This window comes from Nitrospina watsonii (assembly GCF_946900835.1).
In the GTDB taxonomy this organism is placed as follows: Bacteria; Nitrospinota; Nitrospinia; order Nitrospinales; family Nitrospinaceae; genus Nitrospina; species Nitrospina watsonii.
The window spans coordinates 171242-194988 of the sequence record NZ_OX336137.1; the positions used below are offsets into that span (position 1 = coordinate 171242).

Here is a 23747-nt window from a genome sequence, read left to right on the forward strand (position 1 = left end):
AATCGGATAAAAAGGGGCATTGAGGCCCTGGGCGTGAGCCCGCAAAACAATTGTATTGAGGGTTGATTCACCCATTACAGGCTACCCGGATTTGTTCCTTTGCAATGGACCCGTCAGCTTGGGATAAAGCAATAAATACTCGAAATCCGTTAATTTCATTGTATCCGAAAATCAAATGTTTTAAATTGTATTATGCCAATTGCCACAATCCGTGGGCAACTTGGAGGGGGCTATGGCTGACATTTTATTGGTATTTCCTACATCCGGAAACGATATCCGCGGGGTCACCATCACCGCGCCGTTGTCTTTGCTGGCGATCGCCGGGCCTCTTTTGGAGGACTACTCGGTCCAGATCATTGACCAGCGTGCCACGGACGATTTCTGGGGCGACCTCGAATCCGCGTTGAAAACGCATCCGCGCGTCGTCGGCATCACCAGCCTGACCGGCACCCAAATATATCACGGAATCGAAATCAGCAAGTTTGTGAAGGCGCGTCTCAGCGTGCCCGTGGTGTGGGGCGGTCTGCACGCCACCCTGTATCCCGCCCAAACCGTCGCCAAGCCCTACATTGATTACGTTATCCGCGGCGAGGGCGAAGTCGCCTTCAAAATGCTGGTGGATGAAATCACCAGCCCGTCGCCCGATCTGGAAAAAGTCCCGGCGCTGACGTTCAAGAAAGACGGCCGGATTTATTCCACCCCGGCCGGCACGCCGCTGGAGCTGGACAGCCTGCCGCAGATGCCCTGGCACCTGGTGGATGTGGAGGAATACACCACGCCTTCCTCTTATCTCTATCCGGGGGTGTCGCGCCTGTTATCATTCATTGCCAGCAGGGGGTGTCCGTTCCCCTGCACTTACTGCTCACAACCCATCCTGACCTCGAAGTACCGGATGATGTCGCCCAAACGGGTGCTGGACGATCTGCATTGGACGGTGGACCAGTTCAATCTGGATCACATTCTGCTTTTCGACGACGAGTTCCTAGTCAATGCCAAGTGGGCGACGGACATTGCCGAAGGTATCAACGGCAAATTCACCTGGGGCGTGCAGGGCCGCGTCAACGATCTGTTGCGCGTCGATTTGAAGAAGATGGAACGGTGCGGCATGATCTATGCCATGCCGGGCATCGAATCCGGTGCGCCCCGCATTCTGGAACGCATCCGCAAGAACCAGACGGTGGACGAGGTCAAGGAAGTCTCCCGTCGGCTGAATGAAACGAAAATTCATTGCCAGGTGAATTTCATGGTGGGCTTTCCGGATGAAACGCTGGATGAGCTGGGCGAGACCATCGACCTCGCCCTGCACATCATGAACACCAATACCATGGCCGTGATCAACAGCTTCTCGCCCGTCACTCCCCTGCCCGGAACGGAAATGCTGCACCAGGTCATCCGCGATTACGACTTCAAGGAGCCGGAAACGTTGGAGGGCTGGATCAACATCACGCGCGGCAAGCAGGAGCGGCCGTGGCTGGACGCCAAGAGGGTGCGGGTCATCCGGTTCCTGTATTTCACCAGCCTGTTTGTGCAGACGGCGGAGCGCTACGGGCAGAAACTCCCCATCCCCAAGTTTGTGTTCCGGCTGTACAGCAAATTCATCCAGTTCCGCTGGAAGCGCCGGTTGTACTGGATGGACTGGGAGATCCCGCTGATGCGGCTGCTTTGGAAATGGTTCGTCAACCCCACCGACTTCATCGACATCGCAAAGTATTCCGACGGCATCGGCGCGAAGGAATCCAGCATCGAGATGATCCCACTCAAGGAATCCGAGGTGGAGCTGGGCGAATTCCAGATTCCCATCAAGGAATCCCGTTTCAAAGCAAAGACCTTTGCGTGACGGGATCGACCCCGGTTATCCCCCTCACTTTGATTCACTGCCACACGGCTGGCCCATGACATCCATGCCCAGAGGTTGGAGATCGGCTACGGCGAGACGGTCGTACAGCGCGGGCAGGGTTTCCGGTGCGGCCATCCGCCGCCACAGGTAACGGAGCGCCACGAGGGGCTCCGCCATGTTTTCTTTCGCACGCACGATGATCTCTCCCACACACCCGCCGGGCTGGTACTGTTTTGTTCCGGCGCGAAAGCTCAATCCCTGCCGCCATTCCTCTTCCAACCGCCCGGCCACATCGGTGCGGGAGATGGATTCGTTCAGGTACGCCTCGGAGGCGGGCAGTGGGTTCTTTCCCTGCTTGAGTTCGTTCAGCACGATGCCCACCCATTCCCGATCGTAACGGTGCTTCTGCAGGCAAGGCGGCACGCCCATGTACCGTTCGCCACCCCAAGCGGCGTTGAGCGTCAGCGATACTTCTGCGTAATGGTAATCCACGCCCATGCCCATCGGCAGGTGGTTGGTCATGAAATACATGCCGACGTCTTTGAGCGGCTTCTGTTTTTTCAGTTGATGAATTGCCGCCTGGTTTTTCGCCCAGTGCGATTGGTAGGAGATATAAATGTTATTGCTTATAAAAATCAGGCAAGCAAGAAGGGAGATGGCGCATCGCTTGAAAGAGAGTCCTAACGATTCCAGCCGGTTACCGGCAAGGGTGAGGGCGAGAATCCGGCAATCCAGGTCGGGGTGAGCGGCCACGGCGGGCACCAGGCTGAGCACCACTTCTACATGGCTCCCACCGTATGTGACAAACAGGATTTTATTCTTTTTTTGGGCAAGAGGTTTTTGGTTCGATTTGGACAGAAAGTTTAACTGACAATATGAGTCAGCTTCCACTGGCCGTTTTCACGTTCCCAAACATTGGATTGCTCTCGATAAAAATCCATAACTTCCCAGAAAAAATCTTCTTCGATGCCTAAATACTCGAGCATCCATGGGAAATAGCGCTTGGGAAACTCATGATCATAACGATGAACGAGTGCGACTCCTTCTTCTCGTGTGATGTGGTGGCGACGAATATCCTGTTGGGCATCGCGGGAGCAACGCCCCAAACCAAATTTCATGTAGCCCAGGTAAAAATGCAATCCGTCCATTTTGTCATCGATGCTGACATACTTGGTATAGGTGCTTTCAGTGCGTCCCATGTCATTAGGGATAAAACCCGTGTTTTTTACAACGTAATAGTAGTTTTCCTGTGGGGTCCACTTGGTATAGTAGGAATACCAGTGCATTTCCAGGCCCAGCCGTTCCACTTTCTCCGGGGCAGGAGGTTTATACCAGTTTAATTTGTCAGGAAGGATTTCTTCTTTTTTGAAGATGCCTTTATCCAAGCCCACCTTCGCCAGTTCATCGATGTCGCCGCCCTTGTAATAATGTTTGGCCCAATCTTCCAGAGACTCTTTGGGAGAGTGTTTGTATTTTGTTGATCCTCCGTATTCCAAATCACCGTTTTCACCGTAAAATATGAGCTTGATGCCGAACTTCTCGGCGATATGGTAGGCCCATGATTTCTGGCCGAACGCGAAAGGTTCCCATGCATCCCCCTTGACTTCAAATGCCAATCGGGACAGTTTGCGGTGGAGTATGCCGTCGGGCTGGCCGATGATGTTGTAAAATCCGGATTGCACAAAATTTTGAAGGTTTACCCATCCAATGTCTGTCCATACAAACGGAGCCCATGTAACGCAAAGGGGATTCATAATTTATAAGGGTCCTCGGTCGTTGATTGGATACCACGCAGTTGGTGCAGAATTGGACATCCTTTGGGAGCTCTGAAAGTTGACGGTCCAGAGTGAATAATTCCGGTTTGATCGACTTTAATTGTTTTTCAACGGTTTGCATTGTTTGAGGCTCTTATAATTCCAAAAAATTCTGCAATAGTTTCAATCCAAATTTCCCGCTTCGTTCCGGGTGGAATTGACACCCCATGATATTATTTTTTTGCACAACGGAGGCATAAGAGATACCGCCGTAATTGGTTTCCGCAATGCAATATTCCGGTTGGTCCACTTTCACATAGTAAGAATGGAAAAAGTAAAAATAACTCCCTGTGTCCACGTCTCTCAGCAGGCAATCATCCCAGTTCTCTTTGTCGAACGACCGTGGATAATCTATGGTATTCCAGGAAATCTGGGGAATTTTAATTGGAGAGCCGCCATTTGCCGGCTACAGTAAGAGGGATAAATATTTTCTGTGCGGTCTTCTTGACAATATCATGAAGGCTATTGCGCATGTAAAGGCTGGCTACTGCATCCTGATAAATCAACTCGTCGGCGCCTTCGCGGTCATAGATTTCCGCAAACTCTTCGGCGGTTCCCAAAACACGGTGGCCGTCGAACTGGATACCTTTGATTAAATTGGGACCTTTAATGTCCAATCGGGGGATAACCCGCACCACAGATGTCATGGGAAAACTCACTATCTGGCAGGATCGTTTTAGCAGGGATAATCTTAAAGTTCGTTGTATCTTACCAGCACTCAATCAATTTTCTGAAACACCCCGATAAAAACGGAACTCCATAACAAACTCAAAGAACTGTTTTCAAAAGGCACCAGGGAATCGCTTATCCGGTTATAGACCTGGGGAGGAAGCGCTTTATTCAATCTTGGCACGCTGAAGTGGGGATGGATTCCAGAAAATGAGATCTGTTTAAACCCGCATTTTTGAGCGGTTTCTATCGATTCCTTAGGCGTGGTCTGCCGGGGCTCCATCTTTGAAGCGTATGATTTGCCCCGAGTCTCTGACGGAAGCCGTTTCGGCTCTGAGAGGAGATGCTTGTTTTCCAGGATTTGACCGGTTATTGCATGCAGTGCAGTTACAAAGTCGAGCGTGGTTTTTTCATCCACTTCCTCGTCCCATTGGGAAATTTCTTCCACAAGGCGGGCGAAGTTGCCACTTTCTGCCTCCATAAGCGTTCTTTCCGAGATGCTGAAAAGATTGAAAAGCCGGTTTCGAAATGAAACGATAAGGTAGCCATTTTTACGGAGATTTTTAGAGGCGGCCTTGAAAAGCGTTTCATCGTCCTTCAAATAACCAATGAGCCCCATCGCGGTCAAAGCATCATGGTTGCTGTTTTCAAGCGCGAGTTGATCGACAGACTTCAATTCAAATGAAATTGAATCCCTCACCGGGCCGGGCATCCCGGAAAGCGCCGCTTGAGCGGTTTGGATCATTTTTTCATTCTGGTCGACGCCTGTAACCGTCACGCCCAGTTCCGCAATTGAAAACGCAAGCTGGCCGCCGCCGCAACCCACGTCGAGCAAATGGCTGACATCTTCCAGTTGACTCAGGATGTTTTTGGTGACGCGCACCCTGTGCAGGGCAGTGGGGTAATTGTGACCGGACTGCTCGTAGCCGTCTATGAGCCAGTTTTCGCCGTTCTCATCAAAGTATTTTTTGGCATTATCTTGGATGTTCACACAGAGTCCCTATTTTTTGATTTATTTTTTCAATCCGGTCCAGGACGGAGTTGTTTATTTTTTGAGAAGGTTTTTCCTTGCCGTCTGGTTTTTTAACCCTTCCGATCATTTGACCGGTCAATTTTCCCCGGGAGAAGCCGAGGCAGGATATCACCCGATTGAATTCTCGATCCGGGTCGGCGACCAGATCTTCGTAGCAAACCATGATTTCTCTACTGCCACAGGCCTGAAATGCTTCCAGTCCCGTCTCCACAAGAGAACACCAATAGTACAAGCCTCTTTCGTAATCGGACAACTTCACAAAGGACTCTTCCTCACCTTCATCAACCCACCATGGAATATACCATGTTTGCCCTGCAAGGGTTTTGGCCGAATAAAGATTCGCATGCAATGGGCTCAAGAGCTGTTCGTTTGAAAACCATTTTTTTTCAGAAACGTCCCAGGCTACATCAAATGAATTTCTAACCACATGAATTATTTGAACCTGAATCAGGGAAGCGAAGATGAAATCAGCGAATAACGCACATTCAGGTAAGTTCACCAATAAAGTGGGGTTTTTATTCTTCAAAAAAGCTAAAACATCATTTCGTACGTTCAGATTATTTAGGCGCCAATCAATTTCTTCAGGAGTTTTTTTTGTCCATATTGAGCTCAAATCCTGGCGTCGGAAATTAGCCTCTCGAAGTAAAATAAGGTCGCAGTATAGTTCAAAAAGATAGGTTGAAAACATGCTGGAAGCAAATTCTCTTTCCATCTTCCTTGAACTCACTGCCATTAGAAGAGTCCTCGCCGGCCATGGTTCTTCCGCATACTCCACTTCGGGGCACGTGGCCAGTAAATTACCCAGCAGGGTTTTCCCCGAGCGGCAGGCTCCGGTAATGACCACGACCGGGAAATCAAGCTGATTCGCTCCAGATCGAAAGAAGACATCTTCTCGCATTCAGAACCCCTCAGGTTGCATTTTCAAGAAACTCCCTTTTGTAAAATCACCTGCCTGATTGTAAGGAGAATGATTTTGATGTCCAGCCAAAAAGAGGCGCGGTCCACGTATTCGAGGTCGAGGGCGAGGCGTTCTCCGGGTTTGGCCAGCGACCGCACCCGCGCCTGTGCGAGACCCGTGATGCCGGGCAGCACCGAGGTCCGCTTCGCCCACTGTTCTTCGGTGTAATTGGCGCGCTGGGCGGGCACGTTCGGCCGCGGCCCGACGAGGCTCATCTCGCCTTTCACGACGTTCCACAACTGCGGCACTTCATCCAGGCTGGTCTTTCTCAAAAATGCCCCCACCCGCGTGATGCGCGCATCGCCGAACGCGGTCCAGTACGATCCCACCTTGTCCGCATCTGCCACCATACTGCGGAACTTGATCATGTGGAACGGCCACCCGCCCTTCCCCACGCGCTCCTGATAATAAAACACGCCGCCCGGCGAATCCAGCCGGATGGCGACGGCCACCGCCAGGAACAGCGGCCACAGAAAAGCCAGGGCAAACAGGCTGGCGGTCAGGTCGAAAATGCGTTTTAAAAACATGGATTCCTTTAATCCCTCCCAGCTCGTCGCTCCGTGAGCGCCTCTTGAAAAAGGGAGGGCATTGCGTAATAGGATAAACTCAAAACATAGATTCTTCGCTTCACTCAGAATGACAATTTAGATCCCTGCGTGTCATTCTGAGGAGCCGCAGGCGACGAAGAATCTATGTGTTCTCTCTTTTAAAAGCAGTTGTGTAACGTTCTCCATTGCAAGGAGACGAAAAATTTTAATCTGTGTTCATCTGTGTGCATCGGTGATTTTATTTTTCTTCAGGCGTCCGGACGCGGACGCAGTCGGTGGATGAGGTATTCCCGGTAACGCGGGATGGCCGCGCCACTGGCGAACAACAGCGTCACGCCGGCGAGCGTCGCGAACAGCAGGGTGCCGGGCAGGCCGGACTCCAGTGCTGTGGTGGCCAGCGCAAACGGCGCCAGCGCCAGCGGGCACACAAGGCCGATGCGCAGGACATCGAGCGCCAGCGCGCCGTCAAACAGACGAATCCCGTGCCGTTGGTGGAGCAGAATCGATTGATAGATCATCACCACCCAGTAAGTGAGCACGAGGGCCGCGACGATGCCGGTCAGGCCCAGAGGTTCACTCACCCACCACGCGACCGGTACGAAGACAACGAGGCCCGCCGCGCTGGCGCGGAACGCCAGCGCCGTATCCCGGCGTGCGTTGGCGGTGGCCGCCAGCAGGGTGGCCGCGCCCTGTGCCGGCAGCAGGGTCATACCCAGCGCCGCGAGAAACGCGATCTCTTCCGTATTCTTCTCCGACATCGTTCCCCAGCCATACACGATTTCCGTCAGCGCGTCGCCCCACCACGCGAAAATCAGGATCAGTGTGTACGAGATGGCAAAGATGCCGAGCACGCCGTTTTTGGCGAGCGACACGCCCTCTTCGTCGCGGTCCTGGGCGAAGCATTCGGACAGCTTTGGCAAGAGCACGACGGAGAACACGCCGAGGCCGACGCCCATCGGCAGGTCCACCAGCTTGGTCGCGTAGTTGAGCGAGGCGAAGCCGCCGGGACCCTCCAGCGACGCCAGCGCGCGCGCGATCACCGGCAGAAGGAGCAACAGGCTTCCCGCGCCCAGCGCCTGCAGGTAGCGCAGGAGGAGCGATTTGTCAATCCGCCAACCCGGCGCCGCGCCCTGCATCAACCCGAATTTCGGCAGGCACAGCACCTGCGACAACAGACGCAGGAGGCCGCCGACGATCATCGCGCCGGCAAACAGGGCCAGGCCATCGGAGCCGTCCATGACTCCCCACAACGCCGCGATCAAGGTGAGGTTGAAGATCAGCGTGCCCAGTGCGGGCACCGCGAAATGCCCCTGCGCCTGCAGATACCCCGTTGTCACCCCGGCCAGCGCGGTGAGTGGCAACAGCCACAGCACGATAGCGAGCAACGACTCCGCCATACGCGCCGCCTCGCTCTCGAATCCCGGCGCGAACACGGCGACGACGTATCGGGCGACAGCGATCAATCCCAATGCCAGCACGATGAAGAGCAGGCCCACCAACACGCTCGACTGCACGAGCAGGGCGTTTTTTTCTTTCTGCGAGTGGTGCTTGAACTGTGGAATCAGGGCCGCCGCCAGCGCCCCGCCCAGCAGGATGTTGATCAGGAAGTCGGGAAGGGTGAGCGCGAACAGCACCACGTCCGCCTCTTCCGAGACGCCGAACTCCGAGGCGATGGCGACCTCGCGCACGAATCCCGCGATTCGGCCCAGCAGCACGCCGCCGGAGACCCACATCCCCGCCGAGATCAGTTGGCGTAACGCCGATTTGTGTTCCATTAAGAGAAGCTCGTGGTTGGCAATGGCTGGATACCCCTGCACCACATTGTACCGTGGATGGGGCGGAATGGAAATCAGTCCGACTCGCGGCCGTTGGCGTCGTGGATGTTGCCGTCGGCGTCGATGGAGTAAACGGTATGCAGAGGATCGCCGGTATGCTGCGCCGTGGCGCGAAACGTGGTGGCGTTGCCCTTGAGTTCGTACTCCACCATGTCCGCCGGCTCGAACGGGTAATCCTCGTTGGTGATGATCTCCCGCGTGCACTCGTCTTGTGGATCGTGGTCGTCCCAGTGCATCTTGCAGGTCCAGTAGATGCCGCCCAGCACCGACTCGGACTCCGACTTGTAGAAGCGTTGCATCATGGCCTCCTCGCTGTCGAGCAGGGACAAGGCCCACCATAAAATCGGCAGAGTGGCAAAGCCCAACACAAATCCCGCAACGTTCCAGCGGTTCTGAAATACGAAGGATGGAAACAGTTTCACGCGTCGCTCCCGGTCAGGACATCTTTCCCATTACGTAGAACAAAAACACCGCGATGATGCCTCCAATGATGGCGGCGATGCCCATGAAGGTGAACAGCCCACAGAGGAAGCTGGCGAAAAAATCCTGGGCATGGAATCGGGCCTTTGCAGGCGGCGGTGGAGGTGTGTCTTGCGGCCAGGTCATGCCCACATTATGCGGGCATCATTGAGATACAGTGAGAAAAAAATGCGCTTCCGGGCGCAAAAAATTGAGTGATGGAGGGGCATGAAAAGGGAAGGGTGCCGGGAGAGACTGATTTCGGCGGGAGTGGAAAGAGGAAGGTTTCACGCAAGCCGCCATCCTGCCTCCCATCGACCCCCTTCTTTCGAATGGGAGGCAGGACAGCTTTGGCTATTCGTGATTAAGCGCTTTCTTCCTGCAAGGCTTCCTGCATCAGTGCCGGAGCGGGTTCGGTCTGCGTTTCCGGTTGCGAGTTCGCCAGCCAATAGACCATGCCCACCAGCAGGCCACCCCCGACTATGTTGCCGAGCGTCACCCAGATCTGGTTGTGGATGAATCCGCCCAGACTCACCTCCGCGCCGTGCGGCAGGAACAAGGCGAGGCTCAACAGCGTCTGGTTGGCGATGCTGTGTTCATACGCGCTGGCGATGAAGGCGAACAGGCACCAGAAAATCATGATGAGCCGCGCCGTCTCGCTTTTGGTGCGGAGGGCGATCCACACCGCCAGGCACACCAGCCAGTTGCACAGGATGCCGCGCAGGAACGCTTCTTTCGCGCTCAGGTTCATCTTCATACCCGCCACTTCCACGATCAACTCCTGCGACGACACGGTCAGACTGCCGCTTTCGGTGACCAGCCAGGCGATGAACACCGAGCCCGCCAGGTTGCCGACGAAGCACAGCGCGAACAGGTAGAGAATCGGACCGATGCCGATGCGTTTCGACAGCCGTCCGACGGCGAACACCATGTTGTTGCCGGTGAACAACTCGGAGCCTGCGAAGATGACGAGGCTCAAGGCGATGCCGAAGCTCGCGCCCATGATGAGTTTCAAATACGCGGCGCCGCCGCCCGCGGCGATGGGTCCGCCGATCGAAAAGATCAGCACGATGCCGAAACCGAGATAAATGCCCGCCAAGGCCGACAGCAGAAAGTAACCGCCCGGCGAGCGCTTCAAATATGCGATTTTCTTTTCCGCCTGCGCGGAAAGGTTGTCGATGTCCGTATCAAACATAATGACTCCCTTTAAAGAAGGAGATCGATGGCATGGTGGTTTTCAAGAGGCGTCCTTTTCCCATTGAAATGAGTGGTGGCACTCTTTTACTGCCCCTCCTTTCCAAGGAGGGGATTGAGGGGAGGTAATGAAGCTTCCTCCCTTGGAAACTACCAACCCCAAAAAGCAACCCCACCCAACCCTCCCCCTGGTAAGGGGAGGGGGAAAAGATGGATTGCTTCTTGCCATAGGTCACCATGCAATGCTTCCTTCAGTTTTTGAGGACCGGGTCCGTCGCGTGCAGTCGGGATGGCGCGTCTGCGTTCGCTTTATTCACGGGAGCGTTTGAAGACCGGTTCGGCCGGGACTCGGCGTTCGGTTTTTTTTTCTTTTTGTAATTTTTAACCGGGTGCATCTTCTCGCGGGCGTGGTAGGGCAGGATCTGCGCCAGCACGTCCGGCAGTTTGTCACACGGGATGTCCTCCAGAATCTTGAGCGCGGGCGCGGGATACTTGCCGCTGCGGCCGCCGACGAACACGTCCACCGCGTCCACCGTCTTGCCGTCCACGCGCGCGCGCTTGCCGATCAGGCCCACGTCCGCCACAAGGTGATTGCCGCACCCGGCGGGGCAGCCCGACCAGTTCATGGTGATGGGGCGGATGCCGTCGAGTTTGTCTTCCAGCTTCTTCGCCACCTCCATCGCCGTGCCCTTGGTCTCGATGGTCGCCATGCCGCAGTAGTCCTTGCCGACGCAACTGACGAGGCCCTTGATGAGCGCGTTCGGGTTGTAATCGAATTCCTTGAGCAGGGGTTCTTCCAGAAAGTCGCCCAGCTTCTTGTCGGAGATGTTGGGCACGATCACCGAGTTGGCGGGCGACAGCCGCACCTCGCCGTTGCCGTATTTCTCCGCCAGCACCGCCAGCTTTTCCATGCGCGTGTGGTCCATGCGGCCCACCGGCACCTTCATGCCGACGTAGTTCATCGACGGCTGTTTCTGCCGGTAGATGCCGATGTGCAGGTTCTCGTGATCGTTGCGCAGGTCTTCGCCTGCGGGGGACAGATCGCGGTCGAGCGCGCGCACCAGCATCTCGCGGAATTTCGTCTCGCCCCAATCCTCGATCAGAAACGCCAGCCGGTTGCGCGTGCGCACGTCCCGGTAGCCGTAATCGCGGTAGAGAGCCACCACCTCGGCCGAAACTTCGACCGCCTCGTCCGCTTTCACAAACACGTCGAGGGGGGAAGCGATGCGGTAGCCCCCGGAACCGATTTTTCCACCCACCAGCAGGTTGAATCCGTAAACCGTCTCGCCGTTTTCCTCGCGCGAGGCCGGGACCAGCGCCAGGTCCTGCGTCTCCGTGTGGATGCAGGAGTCCGGACAGCCGGTGACGGCGATGTTGAACTTGCGCGGCAGGTTGCTGAACTCGCGGTTTCCCAGAAAATATTCGTTCATCGCCTCGATGACGGGAAAAGCGTTGAGCACTTCTTTCGGATGCAGGCCGCCCACCGGACAACCCATGATGTTGCGCACGTTGTCCATGCCGGTCTGGATGGAGGTCAGGCCGACCGAGTCCATCAGGTCGAACACCGCCGGCACGTCGTCGATTTTCAGGTGACGCAACTGCACCTGCTGGCGGGTGGTGATGTCGATCTGGCCGTTGCCGAAATGTCCGGCGATGTGCGCCAGCGCCTTCAGCTGGTACGAAGGCACGTAGCCGTTCGGGATACGCACGCGCAGCATGAAAAAACCGGGAGTCGGTTTGCGCAGGAACAGGCCGTACCACTTCAGCCGCGCCAGGTCGTCCTCGGAGATGCAGTCCCAACCCTCCTTGGCGAAGCGCGCGATGTCGGCTTTGATATCCAACCCGTCCTTTTCCAGTTTCAATTCCTCGATCTTGTTCATGCCTGTTGCCGTTCCTTTCCCGTGCGGGTGATTAAAGCAAAGGACTATCGCAACAACGGTGCCGGAACGGGCCGTGCTGGAAAAATATTTTCAAAATAAAGACGAAGGGCCGCGAAGTCCTTTAAATTCGGGCGATACAGGAGGGGAGGGGAAGGAGGTGTGGAGCGCGTTGCAGGGGTGGAGCCGGGTACCGGGGCGGGTTTCCGCCATGCGGGCCTGCCTAAAACCAAGTCACAAAATGAGGCAATGTTGCAAATTCAAGCAGTTGTATAGGCGCGGCCTGCGGCCGGCGCAGAGGGCTACTGCCCGGCGGACTGCGGTCGAGGCGGAGGGCTACTGCCCGGCAGTCCCTGCGATGGCCGGGTTGCACCCGGAGGCAGATGGCTAATTCTCTCCTTCCCGTTCGATGGTCCGTGGGCGCGGACTGCGTCCGAGGCAAATGGCTAATTCTCTCCTTCCCGTTCGATGGTCCGTGGGCGCACTCCACGGTTTTCCTCCCTTCCTTTTCAAGGAGGGGATACAGGGGAGGTTACTGATGGTTTTTCCTTTTTTGGAATCTCATCGTTCGCCCACGGGTCACATCCTGTTGGCTCTCGGCTCAGGCGTTGTCATTCTGAGCGAAAGCGAAGAATCTATGTTTTGGGTTAAAAAGCGGAAACGGTCATTGGTAACCCCTCCCGGCCCGTCACTCCGCGAGCGCCTTTGGGTAAGGAGAGCTTTTTAAAAAGTCATTTGAAGTCAGAGGAGGCCACCCTCACCCCAGCCCTCTCCCGTCAAGGGAGAGGGGGGTTTTAAAGGTCCCTTATCCCCTGGCGGGAGAAGGTTAGGATGAGGGGGATTCATGATTCTTCCATCGTTCGAGGATGAATTACCATTCTGATTGTCTATCCCGAAATCAGTTATGCAAAGGTTTCCTTGTTGGGGGAGGGAGAAATCCAGTCCCCCCCTTCTCTGAAGGGGGCCAGGGGGCTTTTTCCTTCAGGGGTCATTCGAGGAGGGGTACGCGACGAGAAAGGCTTTAGAGCTTCACTCAAATCAGAGTGTTTTTGAAATTACGATGCGTCCGCTCTCCGCATCCCTGTAGACATCCCCACCCCTGCCTTTATACTGAAATACATGAGCACCAAGGCTAAGGAACTCATTAAAATTTACATTTTATGGCTTCTCGCTGGACTGCTTTTGATTTACTTGGCACTTGAAGTCCATTCTTTCTTTATCGTCTTTGTTTTTATTTTCTTTCTTTACTGTGCTTGGTTGATTCGTAATGTTCGTTGCCATGAATGCGGCTGGTCCCTTGTCATGAGGCCATTTATTGAAATTGAACTGGATAAGCCTCTAATTTACGGTGCCCTGCCGTGGTTGCCATCGAAATGTCCAAATTGTGGAGAAAAAGTGAAGTGAAGAGGATCACAGATGGATAGCACGCGCTGGGGGATGGAAATGAATGAAGGTTTTATTCTTCTTGCTATAGGTATAGTGGTTCTCGCCGGGCACAAAAAAATTTCGGGTCTGTTTTTCAAAAAATCCTTCCCCTTAGAATCCAATCCCTCGAAAGTTGACCGGTACAGACGAACCCTGCCTGCCTATGCCAAATGGTTTTGTCTAATATTCGGATTTCTTTCAATTGTAATGGGTTTGTTCGAGTTAAATTGGTAATGATCCAAGTTTTTAAAATCAGCTGACGGTGAATATGAATGCGGGCAACGGTTTCCAGAAGTTTAAGATTAAGGATTGGGGTGAGGTTTATCTGATTCCCATTTCTGATTTGGAAGGGACCTCTATTGCCGATCTATTACCCAAACCCTTTTTCCGAACAATCGTTTGTTTTGGTGAGGGGGATATTTCTTCTGAAAAAGAATTGAAAGCATTTTTAAAATTTCTATTGGATTCCGGTGCACGGTACTTCATGTGTTGTGGTGATCTGAGCGAGGTCATGCATGACCAAGTTGATGATCTTAGGGAAATTCATGCTTATGAAAGTGAGCCGGAGGATTGTATCCCCACCACCTCTCATAATGGAGAGTCTTTATTAGAGGATATATTAGAGTTTGCGATGTATTCAGCGTATTCCTGCGATCGGTTCGAAAAGGACGGAACCCGGGTGGTATGGATCGCTCATGAAAACTCACCGGTTTTGAGCAAAGCGAAAACAATCATTCAAAATTATGTCGAATAAGAATGTCTGCCTGATCAATGCAGAGGAGGCCAGCCACAGTTGCCCTATCGTGGGCGGTTTCATTTCTGAAACCACGTGTCTGGAGCTATGCCAGTGGGCGGATTGTATTAATGATGAAGATCAGGTTTGGCTGGAATATTTAGGTAGGGTGAGAGATTACTGCAAGCAAAGCCTTGGTATCGATGGAGACATGGCAATCGCCCGTATTTGTTTTACCTGTCCCGCCCATTATGTAGATGAAGCAGACTAACTTTTAAATGATTCTAAAACGGGCCCTGGAAGGTGGAGTGTTCGAGGGGGGCGGTGCGGTCGCCGGCTTTCATCTCGCCGGTGGCTCCGGTGACGCGGCGCGCGGCCTGGCAGATATCCTCCACGCCGGGATAAAACTCTTTTTCGAGGGGACTGCTGCACGGCGTGTTGCGGTCGGGCAGCGCCACGCGCAGGATGGGGGCTTTGAGGGAATCGAACAACTGCTCCTGAACCCGCGCCGCGATCTCCGCGGTAATACCGAAACTGGTCCAGCCGGTGTCGGCAACAATCAAGCGTCCCGTCTTTTGAACGGAATCGAGAATACAGTCCATATCCAGAGGACTGGAGCAACGCGGATCCAGGACTTCCACAGCAATGCCTTCTTGGCTCAGCGTGCCTGCGGCGTCCAGAGCGTCCTTCACCATAAACGAAAACGCTACGATTGTCACGTCCGTACCCTCGCGTTTCACCGCGGCTTTTCCAAGCGGCACGGTGTAGTGTTCCGCGGGCACGTGGGATTCGGTCTCATACAGCAAACGGTGCTCGATGGAGAGCACGGTGCCGGTGTCTTCCAGCGCGGCCATGAGCAGGCCCTTGGCGTCGTACGCGGAGGCGGGGAGCATCACTTTCAGGCCGGGCACGTGTGAGAAAAACGCTTGCAGGCTCTGCGAATGTTGCGCCGCCTGACCCCAGCCACGACCGATGATGGCGCGGATGAGCAGGGGGCACTGCATCTTGCCGCCGCTCATGATTTCCCACTTGGCGGCGTGGTTGACGATCTGATCCATGGACAAAAGCAGGAAGTCGTTGCGGGCGTGCACGATCACCGGACGCTTGCCGGTCAGCGCCGCACCGACGCCGATGCCGGCGATGGAGTTTTCAGCGAGCGGCACATCCATCACTCTTTCTTTACCGAACTTTTCGAACGCGGCGCGGGTGGTGCCGAAGATGCCGCCTTCGTCGTCCACGCCACAGCCCATGACGAACACGTTGGGGTCCGCGTCCATCGCCTGCGTCAGGCCTTCGTTCAGCGCTTCGCGGTATTTGAGAATCCGTTGCTTGCTGTTCACACCCATACCGCGTCCTCGCTGGATTTGGCGAACTCGAAGGCCGCCTGGATTGCTTCCTGGATACCCTTGCGGATTCCGTTCATGTCTCCCTGGGTGAGCCAGCCGTTTTTGAGGCACAGATCCTCGAAGCGGCGCACCGGGCATTTCTGTTCCCATTCCTCCCACAACTGTTCGGTGCGGATGCCGGTGTTTTTGTCCTGTTGCGGCCCGACGTGGCGCATCATGCGGAACGTCCGTGCCTCGATGAGCGTGGGGCCAATTCCTTCGCGGGCGCGGGCCACGGCGCGCTTCGCGGCGCTGTACACCTCTCCCAGATCGTTGCCGTCGGTGCGGATACCGGGCACGCCGAACACGTTGCCGTGCTCGTGGATGTTGTCGAGGGGCCGCCGCGCCAAGAGGTGCGACGAGGTGGCGACGAAATTGTTCTCGCAGACGAACAGCACCGACAGTTTGTGCAGGGCGGCGAAGTTGAGGCTTTCGTGCAGCACGCCTTCCTCGCAGGCGCCATCGCCGAAATAGGCGACCGCGATGTGGTTCGCGCCGTCCAGTTTGAAGGTCAATGCCGCGCCGACCGCCAGCGGAATGCTGCCGCCGACGATGGCCGATGCGCCCAGCATGCCGACGCTCTGGTCGATCAGGTGCATGGAGCCGCCCAGGCCCTGGGCGCAGCCGGTGCGCTTGCCGTAAAGTTCGGCGATCATGGCGTTCAGGTTGCCGCCCTTGCCGAGGTAGTGACTGTGACAGCGGTGCGTGCTGAACGCGACGTCGGTGTCTTCGAGACAGGCGGAGACGCCGACGGCGGCGGCTTCCTGCCCGATGGACAGGTGCACCGGGCAGCGCATTTCCTGCTGCGCGTATTCATCGGCGATGGCCTCTTCGGTCATGCGGATGCGGACGAGGTTTTCGTATAAGTCGCGGGCGTGTTCTTGTTCGATCATCGATTCAAATGAAGTTGACGTGGGCGGGCGGGTGCTTGATGTCCCACAGGTAACGGTTCACCTCGTCCATGCGGCAGTTCTTGCGGCATTCGGAGATGTTGAGTTCGTTCTCGACGTACTCGAGGTTGGCCATGCGTTTCTCGCCTTCCCAGATTTCCTGGAAGGTGTTTTCGGTGATGTTGCCGTATTGGAAGCGGTCGTCCAACAGGTACGCACTGCATCCGTACACCGCGCCGTCGGCCATGACATAAGCCCAGAAGTTCGGCGTCGAATAGCATTTCTGGTAGTAGTGGCTGTCATCGAACAGTTTGGTCAGCGTGTTGTCGCGGAAGACGACGGAGAAGCTGTCCGTATTGATCGCGGCCAGATCGTCTTTCAACTGGATGGACTTGGAGTAATCGATGTTTTCGTATTTGCGTGTGATGCTTTTCTTGTGCTGGGAATACGGCTTGATGACGAGGTAATCCATGCCGATGTCGCGCATGCGCTGGCCCAGCGTCACCGCTTCGTGCTCGTTTTCCGGCAGCAGCACCATCTGTGCGCCCAGCGTGCAGACGTCGCCGCGTTTTGCTTTCAGGTTGGCGGCGTATTCGAGATTGGCCAGCACCTTGTTGAAGTCGTCGGCCTTGGTCTGGTGCACCTGCGCGTAGGATTCGGCGGTGCCCGCATTGATGCTGGTCTTGATCCAGGTGATCGCGTCGAGCGCCGCTTCCGACCATTTTTTCGTCATCGGCACGGCGTTGGTGGTGATGGCGATGTCGATGCCGGATTGTTTCGTGTGCTGGATGATGTCGGGCAAATCCTTGTGCAGCAGCGGCTCGCCTTCGCCGGCGTACATGATGCTGCGCACGCCCAGGCGGGCCATCTCCGTCAGCCGCTGTTTGAGCAGGTCCGTATCCAGGTGGACGACCTTGTAGCCGATGTAATCGACGGCGCAGAAGGTGCAGCGGTGGTTGCAGGCACCGGTCGGCGCGATTTCCATATAGATGGGGTACACCGTGCGCGAGCCGGACATCCATTCGCCGACGCGGTCGATGTGGTAATTGAGCTTGTGCCCGTCGATTTTGTGCTGGTCGCTCACGGTTTCGGTCTTTTCGTTGATCTGGATTCCCATTGCTGCCTTTCAGCGGTTCTTTATCAGGATAACGCCTCGGTTTTCCCTGTCAAAAACAAATCGAGAAACCGCAGGCTGATGGGGTGGACATTGAGGTTCCGGATGGCGTCCGGGTGAAAAAAGTCCACCTTCTGCCCCTCGTTGCACTGGACCTCGGAAACCGGGGTGCACAGGCGGGCGGTGAAGGCGTTGTACACGCCGGGCGGTTCCGTATCCGTTTCCGTGTAGCGGAGGGTGGTCAACGGCGCCAGCCGGTCCACCTCGATTTCAAATTCCTCGTGCAACTCGCGCAGGATGGCCTCGGTCAGTGGTTCCCCCGGTTCCACGTGGCCGCCGGGCGAGCAGGTCCAGTAGCCCGGGTACTGAATGCCGGGTTTGTTGTCACGGAGCTGGCACAGGATGCGGCCCGCAGCATCGCTGACGATCGCGCCCACGAATACGGGCAGGGATTCGTTCTCGCTGGAGTCGGTCACACAGCCCCTCCCCTGGGGGTCCGGCTTAAATGAAGTTGACGTGTTCGGGCGCGTTCTTTAAATCGTACAGGAACTTGTTGACGTAGTCCTGCCGGCAACCGATGGCGCAGTCCTTGTGCACGTCCACGGAGTTGGCGACGTCGTCGTGCACTTCCCAGTAGCGGTCGCTCATCACCATGTCGTAAAACGAGCTTTCATGCAGGTCGCCAATGTAGAAGCGGTCCTTGTTGAAGAACGGGCCGCAGGGATAGATCTTGCCGTTGCCGGAGATCTGGAGCAGGAACGGCGTGCCGTAGCACACGTCGTACTTGCGGTAGCCGTCCTTGTACAGGTCGGACTCCCCGGCAGCCATGATCTTGTTCCATTTGACCTGCACCACGTAGTTGTCGTTGCTGATGCTCTCCGCCTTGTGCAGCATGTCTTCGAGGGACAGGTAGTTTTCGTAGTTGATGCCGATTTCCTTGTACTCGGAATCGGAGCAGTGCTTGATGACGAAATAATCGACGCCCAGTTCCGCACCCAGTTCCGCTTCCGGAATGACCTCGTCGAAGCATTCCGGGATCAGCACCATCTGCAAACCGATCGTGCATTGATAATTGTTTTCCTTCTTGATGCGTATCAACTCGCGGATATTTTCCACCAGCAGGTGAAAGTTTTCCTCGGTGGACTGGTGGACGCGGCGGAAGCCTTCCGGCGTGCCGGCGGACAGGTTGATGCGGATGAAGGTCATGTCGCGCAGCAGTTCGTGGGCGCGATCCATGTCGAGGATCAGTCCGTTGGTGGCCATGGAGGTGTCCACGCCGACCTGCTTTGCCAATACCGTGGCGTCGTACAGGGCGGGGTTCAGCGTCGGTTCGCCGTCGCCGATGAAGCCGATGGAACGCACGCCGAGTTTGCCGCAGTCTTCGATGTAACGCAGCAGCGCATCGCGTTTGATCATGGTGCCCTTGGTCATGTTCTGCACGACGGCGTAGCAGTACAGACAGGCGGTGTTGCAGAATTTGGTCAGGCCCATGTCGATGTGGATGGGCGCAAAGCGTTCGCCCTGCATCCAGTTCATCACCCGGTCGAGATGGTGCAGCATCTTGTGGCCGTCGAAGCGGAATCGTTCTTTCTGGTTGCGGTAGCTGGGACCGGTGAACATGTTGGGCACCGGCTCGGCTTTGACCTCTTCCTCTTCTCCCGCGCTTTTACGGATCACGCCCACCTGGTCTTCGAACTGGACGTATTCGAATTCCTGATCGTCCATTTTGTCCAACGCCTTGGAATCGACGGCCTGATCTTTCAGTTTGATCTGCGCCTGGTGCAGGGCACTGCGATCGACGATGGTGTTGGAGGTGCGGAGTTTATGCCCCGGCGTTTTGGCCAGCGGTACGTCTTTGGGGATGTGCGTGTCTGCGTCCAGACCAAAACGGTTTTTATTGGAATGAGAGTCACTCATTGGGTATGCCTTTTTGGACAAAGGGTTGATGCAATCGGACAGCGATCGAAAGCGTGAAAAACCCCCTGCGGGATAGGGTTTATTCTTATCGAGTGTATTTGCGCGTGCTGTGATGACTGTCTTTTTATTATGCCAAGGGATGGGTTTGAAATCAATCAAAACAAAATTACAACTCCTGAAATAGCAATGCTTTAAGCCCGGGTTTTCCGGGATCGGCCGGACCAAATCCATTCATTTTCGCGTTCATAGATAGATGGCGTGGGGCCGTCCCGGATGGCAATGGGGAGAAATGGTTTCCAATTTGCGAGAAACGCCATATAATTATATAATTCACAGGCTTATGGGATTTTGCAGACATCGGATCCCGGATCATCGCCTTTTCAGTCACCGCCAACAGGCCGCCCGATGCCATCACCGTCGCTCAACCTGACTTCCCTGAAAATCAAGCCGCTGGCCGAGCGGCAGCACGATCTCAAGGTGGATTGCATCCACAAACTGGAAAAGGAGGCTTCGCCTTTGATGGTCGAGGTGTTGAAGCCGGTGGCGCACTGTCTGATGCAGGCGAAGGAAACCGGTCGCGCCCGCATCCTGATGATGGGGGCGCACGTTCTGCGTTCCGGCGTGCAGCGTTACCTCATCGACCTGATGGAGCGGGGTTACCTCGACTGCCTGGCGTTCAACGGCGCGGGCATCATCCACGATTACGAATTTGCGCGCATCGGCGCCACCACGGAAAGCGTGGCGCGTTACATCCAGACCGGGGAGTTCGGGTTCTGGCAGGAAACGGCGGAGCTGAACGACATCGTCAACGCCGCCTACAGGAAAGACCCCGAGGTGGGGCTGGGGCAGGCGGTGGGGCGGGCCATCCTGGACAGCGATTATCCGCACAAGGACATCAGCCTGTTTGCGGCGGCGGCGCGGCTGGGCATTCCGGCCACGGTGCACGTGTGCATCGGCCAGGATATCATCCACCAGCATCCCAATTTCGACGGGGCGGCGACGGGGGCCTTGTCCTACACCGATTTTTTGAAATACGCCGCCTGCGTGCGGCGGCTGGAAGGCGGTGTGGTCATGAACTTCGGCAGCGCCGTCATGGCCCCGGAAGTGTATCTCAAGGCACTCAGCATGGCGCGCAACCTGGCGCACCAGGAACACGAGGAAGTGCGCCGCTTCACCACGCTGGTGTGTGACCTGCACGATCTGCCGTCCAACTTCAAGGCGGAAGCGCCGAAGTCGAGTTCCGGCTATTACTACCGGCCATGGAAAACCATGCTGGTGCGCACCGTGGCCGATGGCGGCGACAGCCATTATGTGAAAGGCGTGCACGCGGAAACGGTGCCCGCGCTGTGGCAGGCGATCCAGATTTTGGAACACAAAACGGGACAAACCCGTTAACCTGCTGTCTAAAAGGAACCGGAATGTCGGAATCGAAAGTGTACGAACTCGACCGCCTGGCCGAGACCCTGGAAAGCGAAAAATCCAAAGGCCGCAAGGTGGTACTGTGCCATGGGTGTTTCGATCTCATGCATCCCGGTCACATCAAGTATTTGCAGGCGGCGAAGAAAATGGGCGACGTGCTGGTGGTCACCGTCAGCCCCGACCGCTACGTCGATAAAGGGCCCGGCCGCCCGGTGTTCGACGAACGCTTGCGCGCCGAGTCGCTGGCGGCGCTGGAATGCGTCGATTACACGGCGGTCAACCAGTGGCCGACGGCGGAAGAGACCTTGCGGCGGCTCAAGCCTGACATCTACGTCAAGGGGCAGGAGTTCGAACGACTGGAAGACAAGACCGGCAAGATTCAGAAGGAATACCAGGTGCTCCAGGAAATCGGGGCGGAGATGCGGTTCACCCACGAAATCGTGTTTTCGTCCACGGAGTTGATCAACAAATACATCAAAGACTAAACAAAGCAGGGGGCTATGGCAACCGATCCCCAGAATAAAATTTTCACCTTCGAAGACCTGGCCGCCAAAGTGCGCGAGCTCAAGGCCGCCGGGAAAAAAGTGGTGCTGTCGCATGGGGTGTTCGACCTCATCCATCCCGGCATCATCCAGCACCTCAACGCGGCCCGCGGCATGGGCGACATCCTGGTGGTGACGGTGATCAAGGACAAGGACGTCCGGCGCGGTCCCGGCCGTCCGGTGTTTCCGGAAGCCCTGCGGCTGGCCAATGTGGCGTCTTTGGCGCAGATCGATGCCGTCTGCCTGGTCGATGACGAACGGCCTTTCGAGTGCGTGCGCAGCCTCAATCCCGATGTGTTTGCCAAGGGCCAGGCGCATCATGAGCGCGACCAGGAGGTGAACCGCAAAATCTTCGAGGAGGAACGCGACCTGTTCTGGGGCGAAATCCAGATCCGCGAGACCGACGGCTTCTCCATGCGCTCGTCGCACATCCTGAGAAATTTTTACGACCTGTACCCGGAAGACACCAAACTCTTCCTCAAGAAATTTTTCAAACGCCATACCTTTAAGGAAATCGCCGACTACCTGCACGGCATGGAAAACCTGCGCGTCTGCCTGATTGGTGACGGCATCATCGACGAATACCATTACTGCGAGCCGATGGGCAAGGCGGGCAAGGCCAACCTCGTGGTGAACCGGTTTCTCAGCCACGAAGTGTTTGCGGGCGGCGCGTTCGCCATCGCCAACCACGTCGCCGGCCTGTGCAAGGAAGTGCACCTGGTGACGCTGTTGGGGCTGGACAATCCCCGCGTCGAGTTCATCCGCGACAACCTGAAACCCAACGTCACCACTCGATTTTTTTATCGCGACGAGGGCCCGACCATCACCAAAACCCGTTTCGTGCACCAGTACCTCAACCAGAAGCTGTTCGAGGTCAATTACATCAACGACACCAAGCTGGGTGCGTCGCTGGACCGGGAAGTGGCGGATTACGTGCGGCAGAAGGTGAAGGATTACGACCTGGTCCTGCTGTCGGATTTCGGGCACGGGTTCGTGTCTGAAACCATTTACAGGGCGCTGGTGGAAAGCTCGAAGGTGCTGGCGGTGAACACGCAGACCAATGCAGCCAACTCCGGCTACAACCTCATCACCAAATACGCGAAGCCGCATTACGTGTGCCTGGACGAACCGGAGGTCCGGCTGGCGGCACAGGACAAGCACGGCGCCATCGACCAGATCGCGCTCGACATCAAAAACCAGATCGATGCCAACCACCTGGTGGTGACCCTGGGCAAGCGTGGTTCGCTGGGCGTCAACAGCGAAGAACAGGTGGTGCGCACGCCCATCTTCTCGACGAACGTGGTCGACACCATCGGCGCGGGCGACGCCTACTTCGCCTACACCGCGCCGTGCGTTGCCCAGTCGATGCCGATGGACATGGTGACCTTCGTCGGCAATGCCGTCGGCGCGCTGGCGGTGCAGATCATGGGCAACAAGCGCTCGGTAGAGAAAAACGAAGTTTTGGAACTGATCCATTCACTGGCGAAATAGGGGTGGTTCTATGCAACGAATGGTAGAAGATTATTTCGGGAATTTGAAAAAGGCGATGGACGCCATCAGCGTCACCGGCCAGAACGGGGAAACCTACAGCTTCCCCGACGGCGTGGTGGCGGCGGTCGAGTTGATCAACAAACAGTCGCAGGCGGGTCGGCGATTGATGTTTATCGGCAACGGCGCCAGTGCCTCCATCGCCAGCCACATGGCGACGGATTTCACCAAAGCCGGCGGCAAGCGCGCCACCGCCTTCAATGACGGCGCGCTGCTGACCTGCATCGGCAACGACTTCGGTTACGAATACGTGTTCCAGAAACCCATCGAGTTTCTGGCTGATCCGGGCGATATTCTGTTCGCCATCAGCAGCTCCGGGAATTCGGAAAACATACACAATGGCGTCAAGGCGGCCCGCGAACGGGGCTGTCACGTGGTGACGTTTTCCGGATTCAAGGAAGACAATCCGCTGCGGGACAAAGGCGATCTCAACTTTCACGTGCCGTTTCTGGGCTACGGGCCGGTGGAGATCCTGCATCACGCAATCTGCCACTGCATCCTGGACACCATGATCATGAACCAGCAAGCGAATTCATAGCCGGACACTGTG

General features: G+C 56.0%; 23 protein-coding genes and 1 pseudogene. 7 read left to right on the plus strand and 17 right to left on the minus strand.

Annotated elements, in window-relative coordinates:
- Positions 1-232 precede the first annotated feature (232 nt).
- Positions 233-1837, plus strand: a complete 1605-nt coding sequence (locus tag QML71_RS00775) for a B12-binding domain-containing radical SAM protein (RefSeq protein WP_282009988.1) — start codon at positions 233-235, stop codon at positions 1835-1837.
- 24 nt (positions 1838-1861) lie between these two features.
- On the opposite strand, the gene QML71_RS00780 is transcribed toward QML71_RS00775, so the two are convergent.
- The 12 genes and pseudogenes from QML71_RS00780 to QML71_RS00830 all read right to left on the minus strand — a co-directional run bounded on the left by QML71_RS00780 (position 1862) and on the right by QML71_RS00830 (position 12227).
- Complete coding sequence (locus tag QML71_RS00780; RefSeq protein ID WP_282009989.1) at positions 1862-2614, minus strand: hypothetical protein; 753 nt, start codon at positions 2612-2614, stop codon at positions 1862-1864.
- A gap of 86 nt (positions 2615-2700) precedes the next feature.
- Positions 2701-3519, minus strand: a complete 819-nt coding sequence (locus QML71_RS00785; protein ID WP_282009990.1) for an adenine nucleotide alpha hydrolase family protein — start codon at positions 3517-3519, stop codon at positions 2701-2703.
- A 226-nt stretch (positions 3520-3745) separates the two neighbouring features.
- Positions 3746-4036 (minus strand): glutamine amidotransferase-related protein, encoded by a 291-nt coding sequence (locus QML71_RS14110; protein WP_371832123.1) that lies wholly within the window; start codon positions 4034-4036, stop codon positions 3746-3748.
- Between the two features lie 16 nt (positions 4037-4052).
- Positions 4053-4298 (minus strand): annotated as a pseudogene (locus QML71_RS00790) (HisA/HisF-related TIM barrel protein); the annotation flags it as partial.
- Between the two features lie 71 nt (positions 4299-4369).
- The gene (locus QML71_RS00795; RefSeq protein WP_282009992.1) at positions 4370-5311 is read right to left on the minus strand and encodes a class I SAM-dependent methyltransferase; all 942 of its coding nucleotides are present in this window, start codon (positions 5309-5311) and stop codon (positions 4370-4372) included.
- Complete coding sequence (locus tag QML71_RS00800) at positions 5295-6251, minus strand: sulfotransferase (RefSeq protein WP_282009993.1); 957 nt, start codon at positions 6249-6251, stop codon at positions 5295-5297. Before QML71_RS00800 ends, QML71_RS00795 begins: the two co-directional genes overlap by 17 nt.
- 23 nt (positions 6252-6274) lie before the next feature.
- Entirely contained in the window at positions 6275-6838 is a 564-nt protein-coding gene (locus QML71_RS00805; RefSeq protein WP_282009994.1) for a sugar transferase, read from the minus strand.
- A 269-nt stretch (positions 6839-7107) separates the two neighbouring features.
- The gene (murJ, locus tag QML71_RS00810) at positions 7108-8634 is read right to left on the minus strand and encodes a murein biosynthesis integral membrane protein MurJ (RefSeq protein ID WP_282009995.1); all 1527 of its coding nucleotides are present in this window, start codon (positions 8632-8634) and stop codon (positions 7108-7110) included.
- A 74-nt stretch (positions 8635-8708) separates the two neighbouring features.
- On the minus strand, positions 8709-9116 hold the full coding sequence (locus tag QML71_RS00815) for a hypothetical protein (RefSeq protein WP_282009996.1): 408 nt from the start codon (positions 9114-9116) through the stop codon (positions 8709-8711).
- 13 nt (positions 9117-9129) lie between these two features.
- The gene (locus QML71_RS00820) at positions 9130-9300 is read right to left on the minus strand and encodes a hypothetical protein (protein WP_282009997.1); all 171 of its coding nucleotides are present in this window, start codon (positions 9298-9300) and stop codon (positions 9130-9132) included.
- Positions 9301-9517: 217 nt separating this feature from the next.
- Positions 9518-10348 carry a formate/nitrite transporter family protein gene (locus QML71_RS00825; protein ID WP_282009998.1) on the minus strand — a complete coding sequence of 277 codons (831 nt, stop codon included), beginning with the start codon at positions 10346-10348 and terminating at the stop codon, positions 9518-9520.
- A 250-nt stretch (positions 10349-10598) separates the two neighbouring features.
- Positions 10599-12227 carry a ferredoxin-like domain-containing protein gene (locus QML71_RS00830; RefSeq protein WP_282009999.1) on the minus strand — a complete coding sequence of 543 codons (1629 nt, stop codon included), beginning with the start codon at positions 12225-12227 and terminating at the stop codon, positions 10599-10601.
- 1116 nt (positions 12228-13343) lie between these two features.
- Between QML71_RS00830 and QML71_RS00835 the strand changes: the two genes are divergently transcribed.
- Positions 13344-13628 carry a hypothetical protein gene (locus QML71_RS00835; protein ID WP_282010000.1) on the plus strand — a complete coding sequence of 95 codons (285 nt, stop codon included), beginning with the start codon at positions 13344-13346 and terminating at the stop codon, positions 13626-13628.
- A 289-nt stretch (positions 13629-13917) separates the two neighbouring features.
- Positions 13918-14403 carry a DUF7684 family protein gene (locus tag QML71_RS00840; RefSeq protein ID WP_282010001.1) on the plus strand — a complete coding sequence of 162 codons (486 nt, stop codon included), beginning with the start codon at positions 13918-13920 and terminating at the stop codon, positions 14401-14403.
- Between the two features lie 263 nt (positions 14404-14666).
- On the opposite strand, the gene QML71_RS00845 is transcribed toward QML71_RS00840, so the two are convergent.
- The 5 genes from QML71_RS00845 to QML71_RS00865 are packed head-to-tail and all read right to left on the minus strand — an operon-like array spanning position 14667 to position 19688.
- Complete coding sequence (locus QML71_RS00845; protein WP_282010002.1) at positions 14667-15728, minus strand: alpha-ketoacid dehydrogenase subunit beta; 1062 nt, start codon at positions 15726-15728, stop codon at positions 14667-14669.
- Positions 15719-16660, minus strand: a complete 942-nt coding sequence (locus tag QML71_RS00850) for a thiamine pyrophosphate-dependent dehydrogenase E1 component subunit alpha (protein ID WP_282010003.1) — start codon at positions 16658-16660, stop codon at positions 15719-15721. The genes QML71_RS00845 and QML71_RS00850 overlap by 10 nt, the downstream gene beginning before the upstream one ends.
- A gap of 4 nt (positions 16661-16664) precedes the next feature.
- A complete protein-coding gene (locus tag QML71_RS00855) occupies positions 16665-17774 on the minus strand; it encodes a radical SAM protein (protein WP_282010004.1) in 1110 nt (369 codons plus the stop codon).
- Between the two features lie 23 nt (positions 17775-17797).
- Positions 17798-18247, minus strand: a complete 450-nt coding sequence (locus tag QML71_RS00860) for an NUDIX domain-containing protein (protein WP_282010005.1) — start codon at positions 18245-18247, stop codon at positions 17798-17800.
- Between the two features lie 25 nt (positions 18248-18272).
- Positions 18273-19688 (minus strand): radical SAM/SPASM domain-containing protein, encoded by a 1416-nt coding sequence (locus QML71_RS00865; protein WP_282010006.1) that lies wholly within the window; start codon positions 19686-19688, stop codon positions 18273-18275.
- Positions 19689-20093: 405 nt separating this feature from the next.
- Here QML71_RS00865 and QML71_RS00870 point away from each other — a divergent pair, with 405 nt between their 5' ends.
- Genes QML71_RS00870 through QML71_RS00885 form a run of 4 tightly spaced genes read left to right on the plus strand, consistent with a single transcriptional unit; the run spans position 20094 to position 23735 of the window.
- Entirely contained in the window at positions 20094-21083 is a 990-nt protein-coding gene (locus QML71_RS00870; protein WP_282010007.1) for a GSU2086 family protein, read from the plus strand.
- Positions 21084-21106: 23 nt separating this feature from the next.
- Positions 21107-21592: an adenylyltransferase/cytidyltransferase family protein gene (locus QML71_RS00875; protein ID WP_282010008.1), complete on the plus strand. Its 486-nt coding sequence runs from the start codon at positions 21107-21109 to the stop codon at positions 21590-21592.
- Positions 21593-21607: 15 nt separating this feature from the next.
- Positions 21608-23140, plus strand: coding sequence for a PfkB family carbohydrate kinase (locus QML71_RS00880; RefSeq protein ID WP_282010009.1), 1533 nt, complete (start codon positions 21608-21610; stop codon positions 23138-23140).
- 10 nt (positions 23141-23150) lie between these two features.
- Positions 23151-23735: a D-sedoheptulose-7-phosphate isomerase gene (locus QML71_RS00885; RefSeq protein ID WP_282010010.1), complete on the plus strand. Its 585-nt coding sequence runs from the start codon at positions 23151-23153 to the stop codon at positions 23733-23735.
- Positions 23736-23747 lie beyond the last annotated feature (12 nt).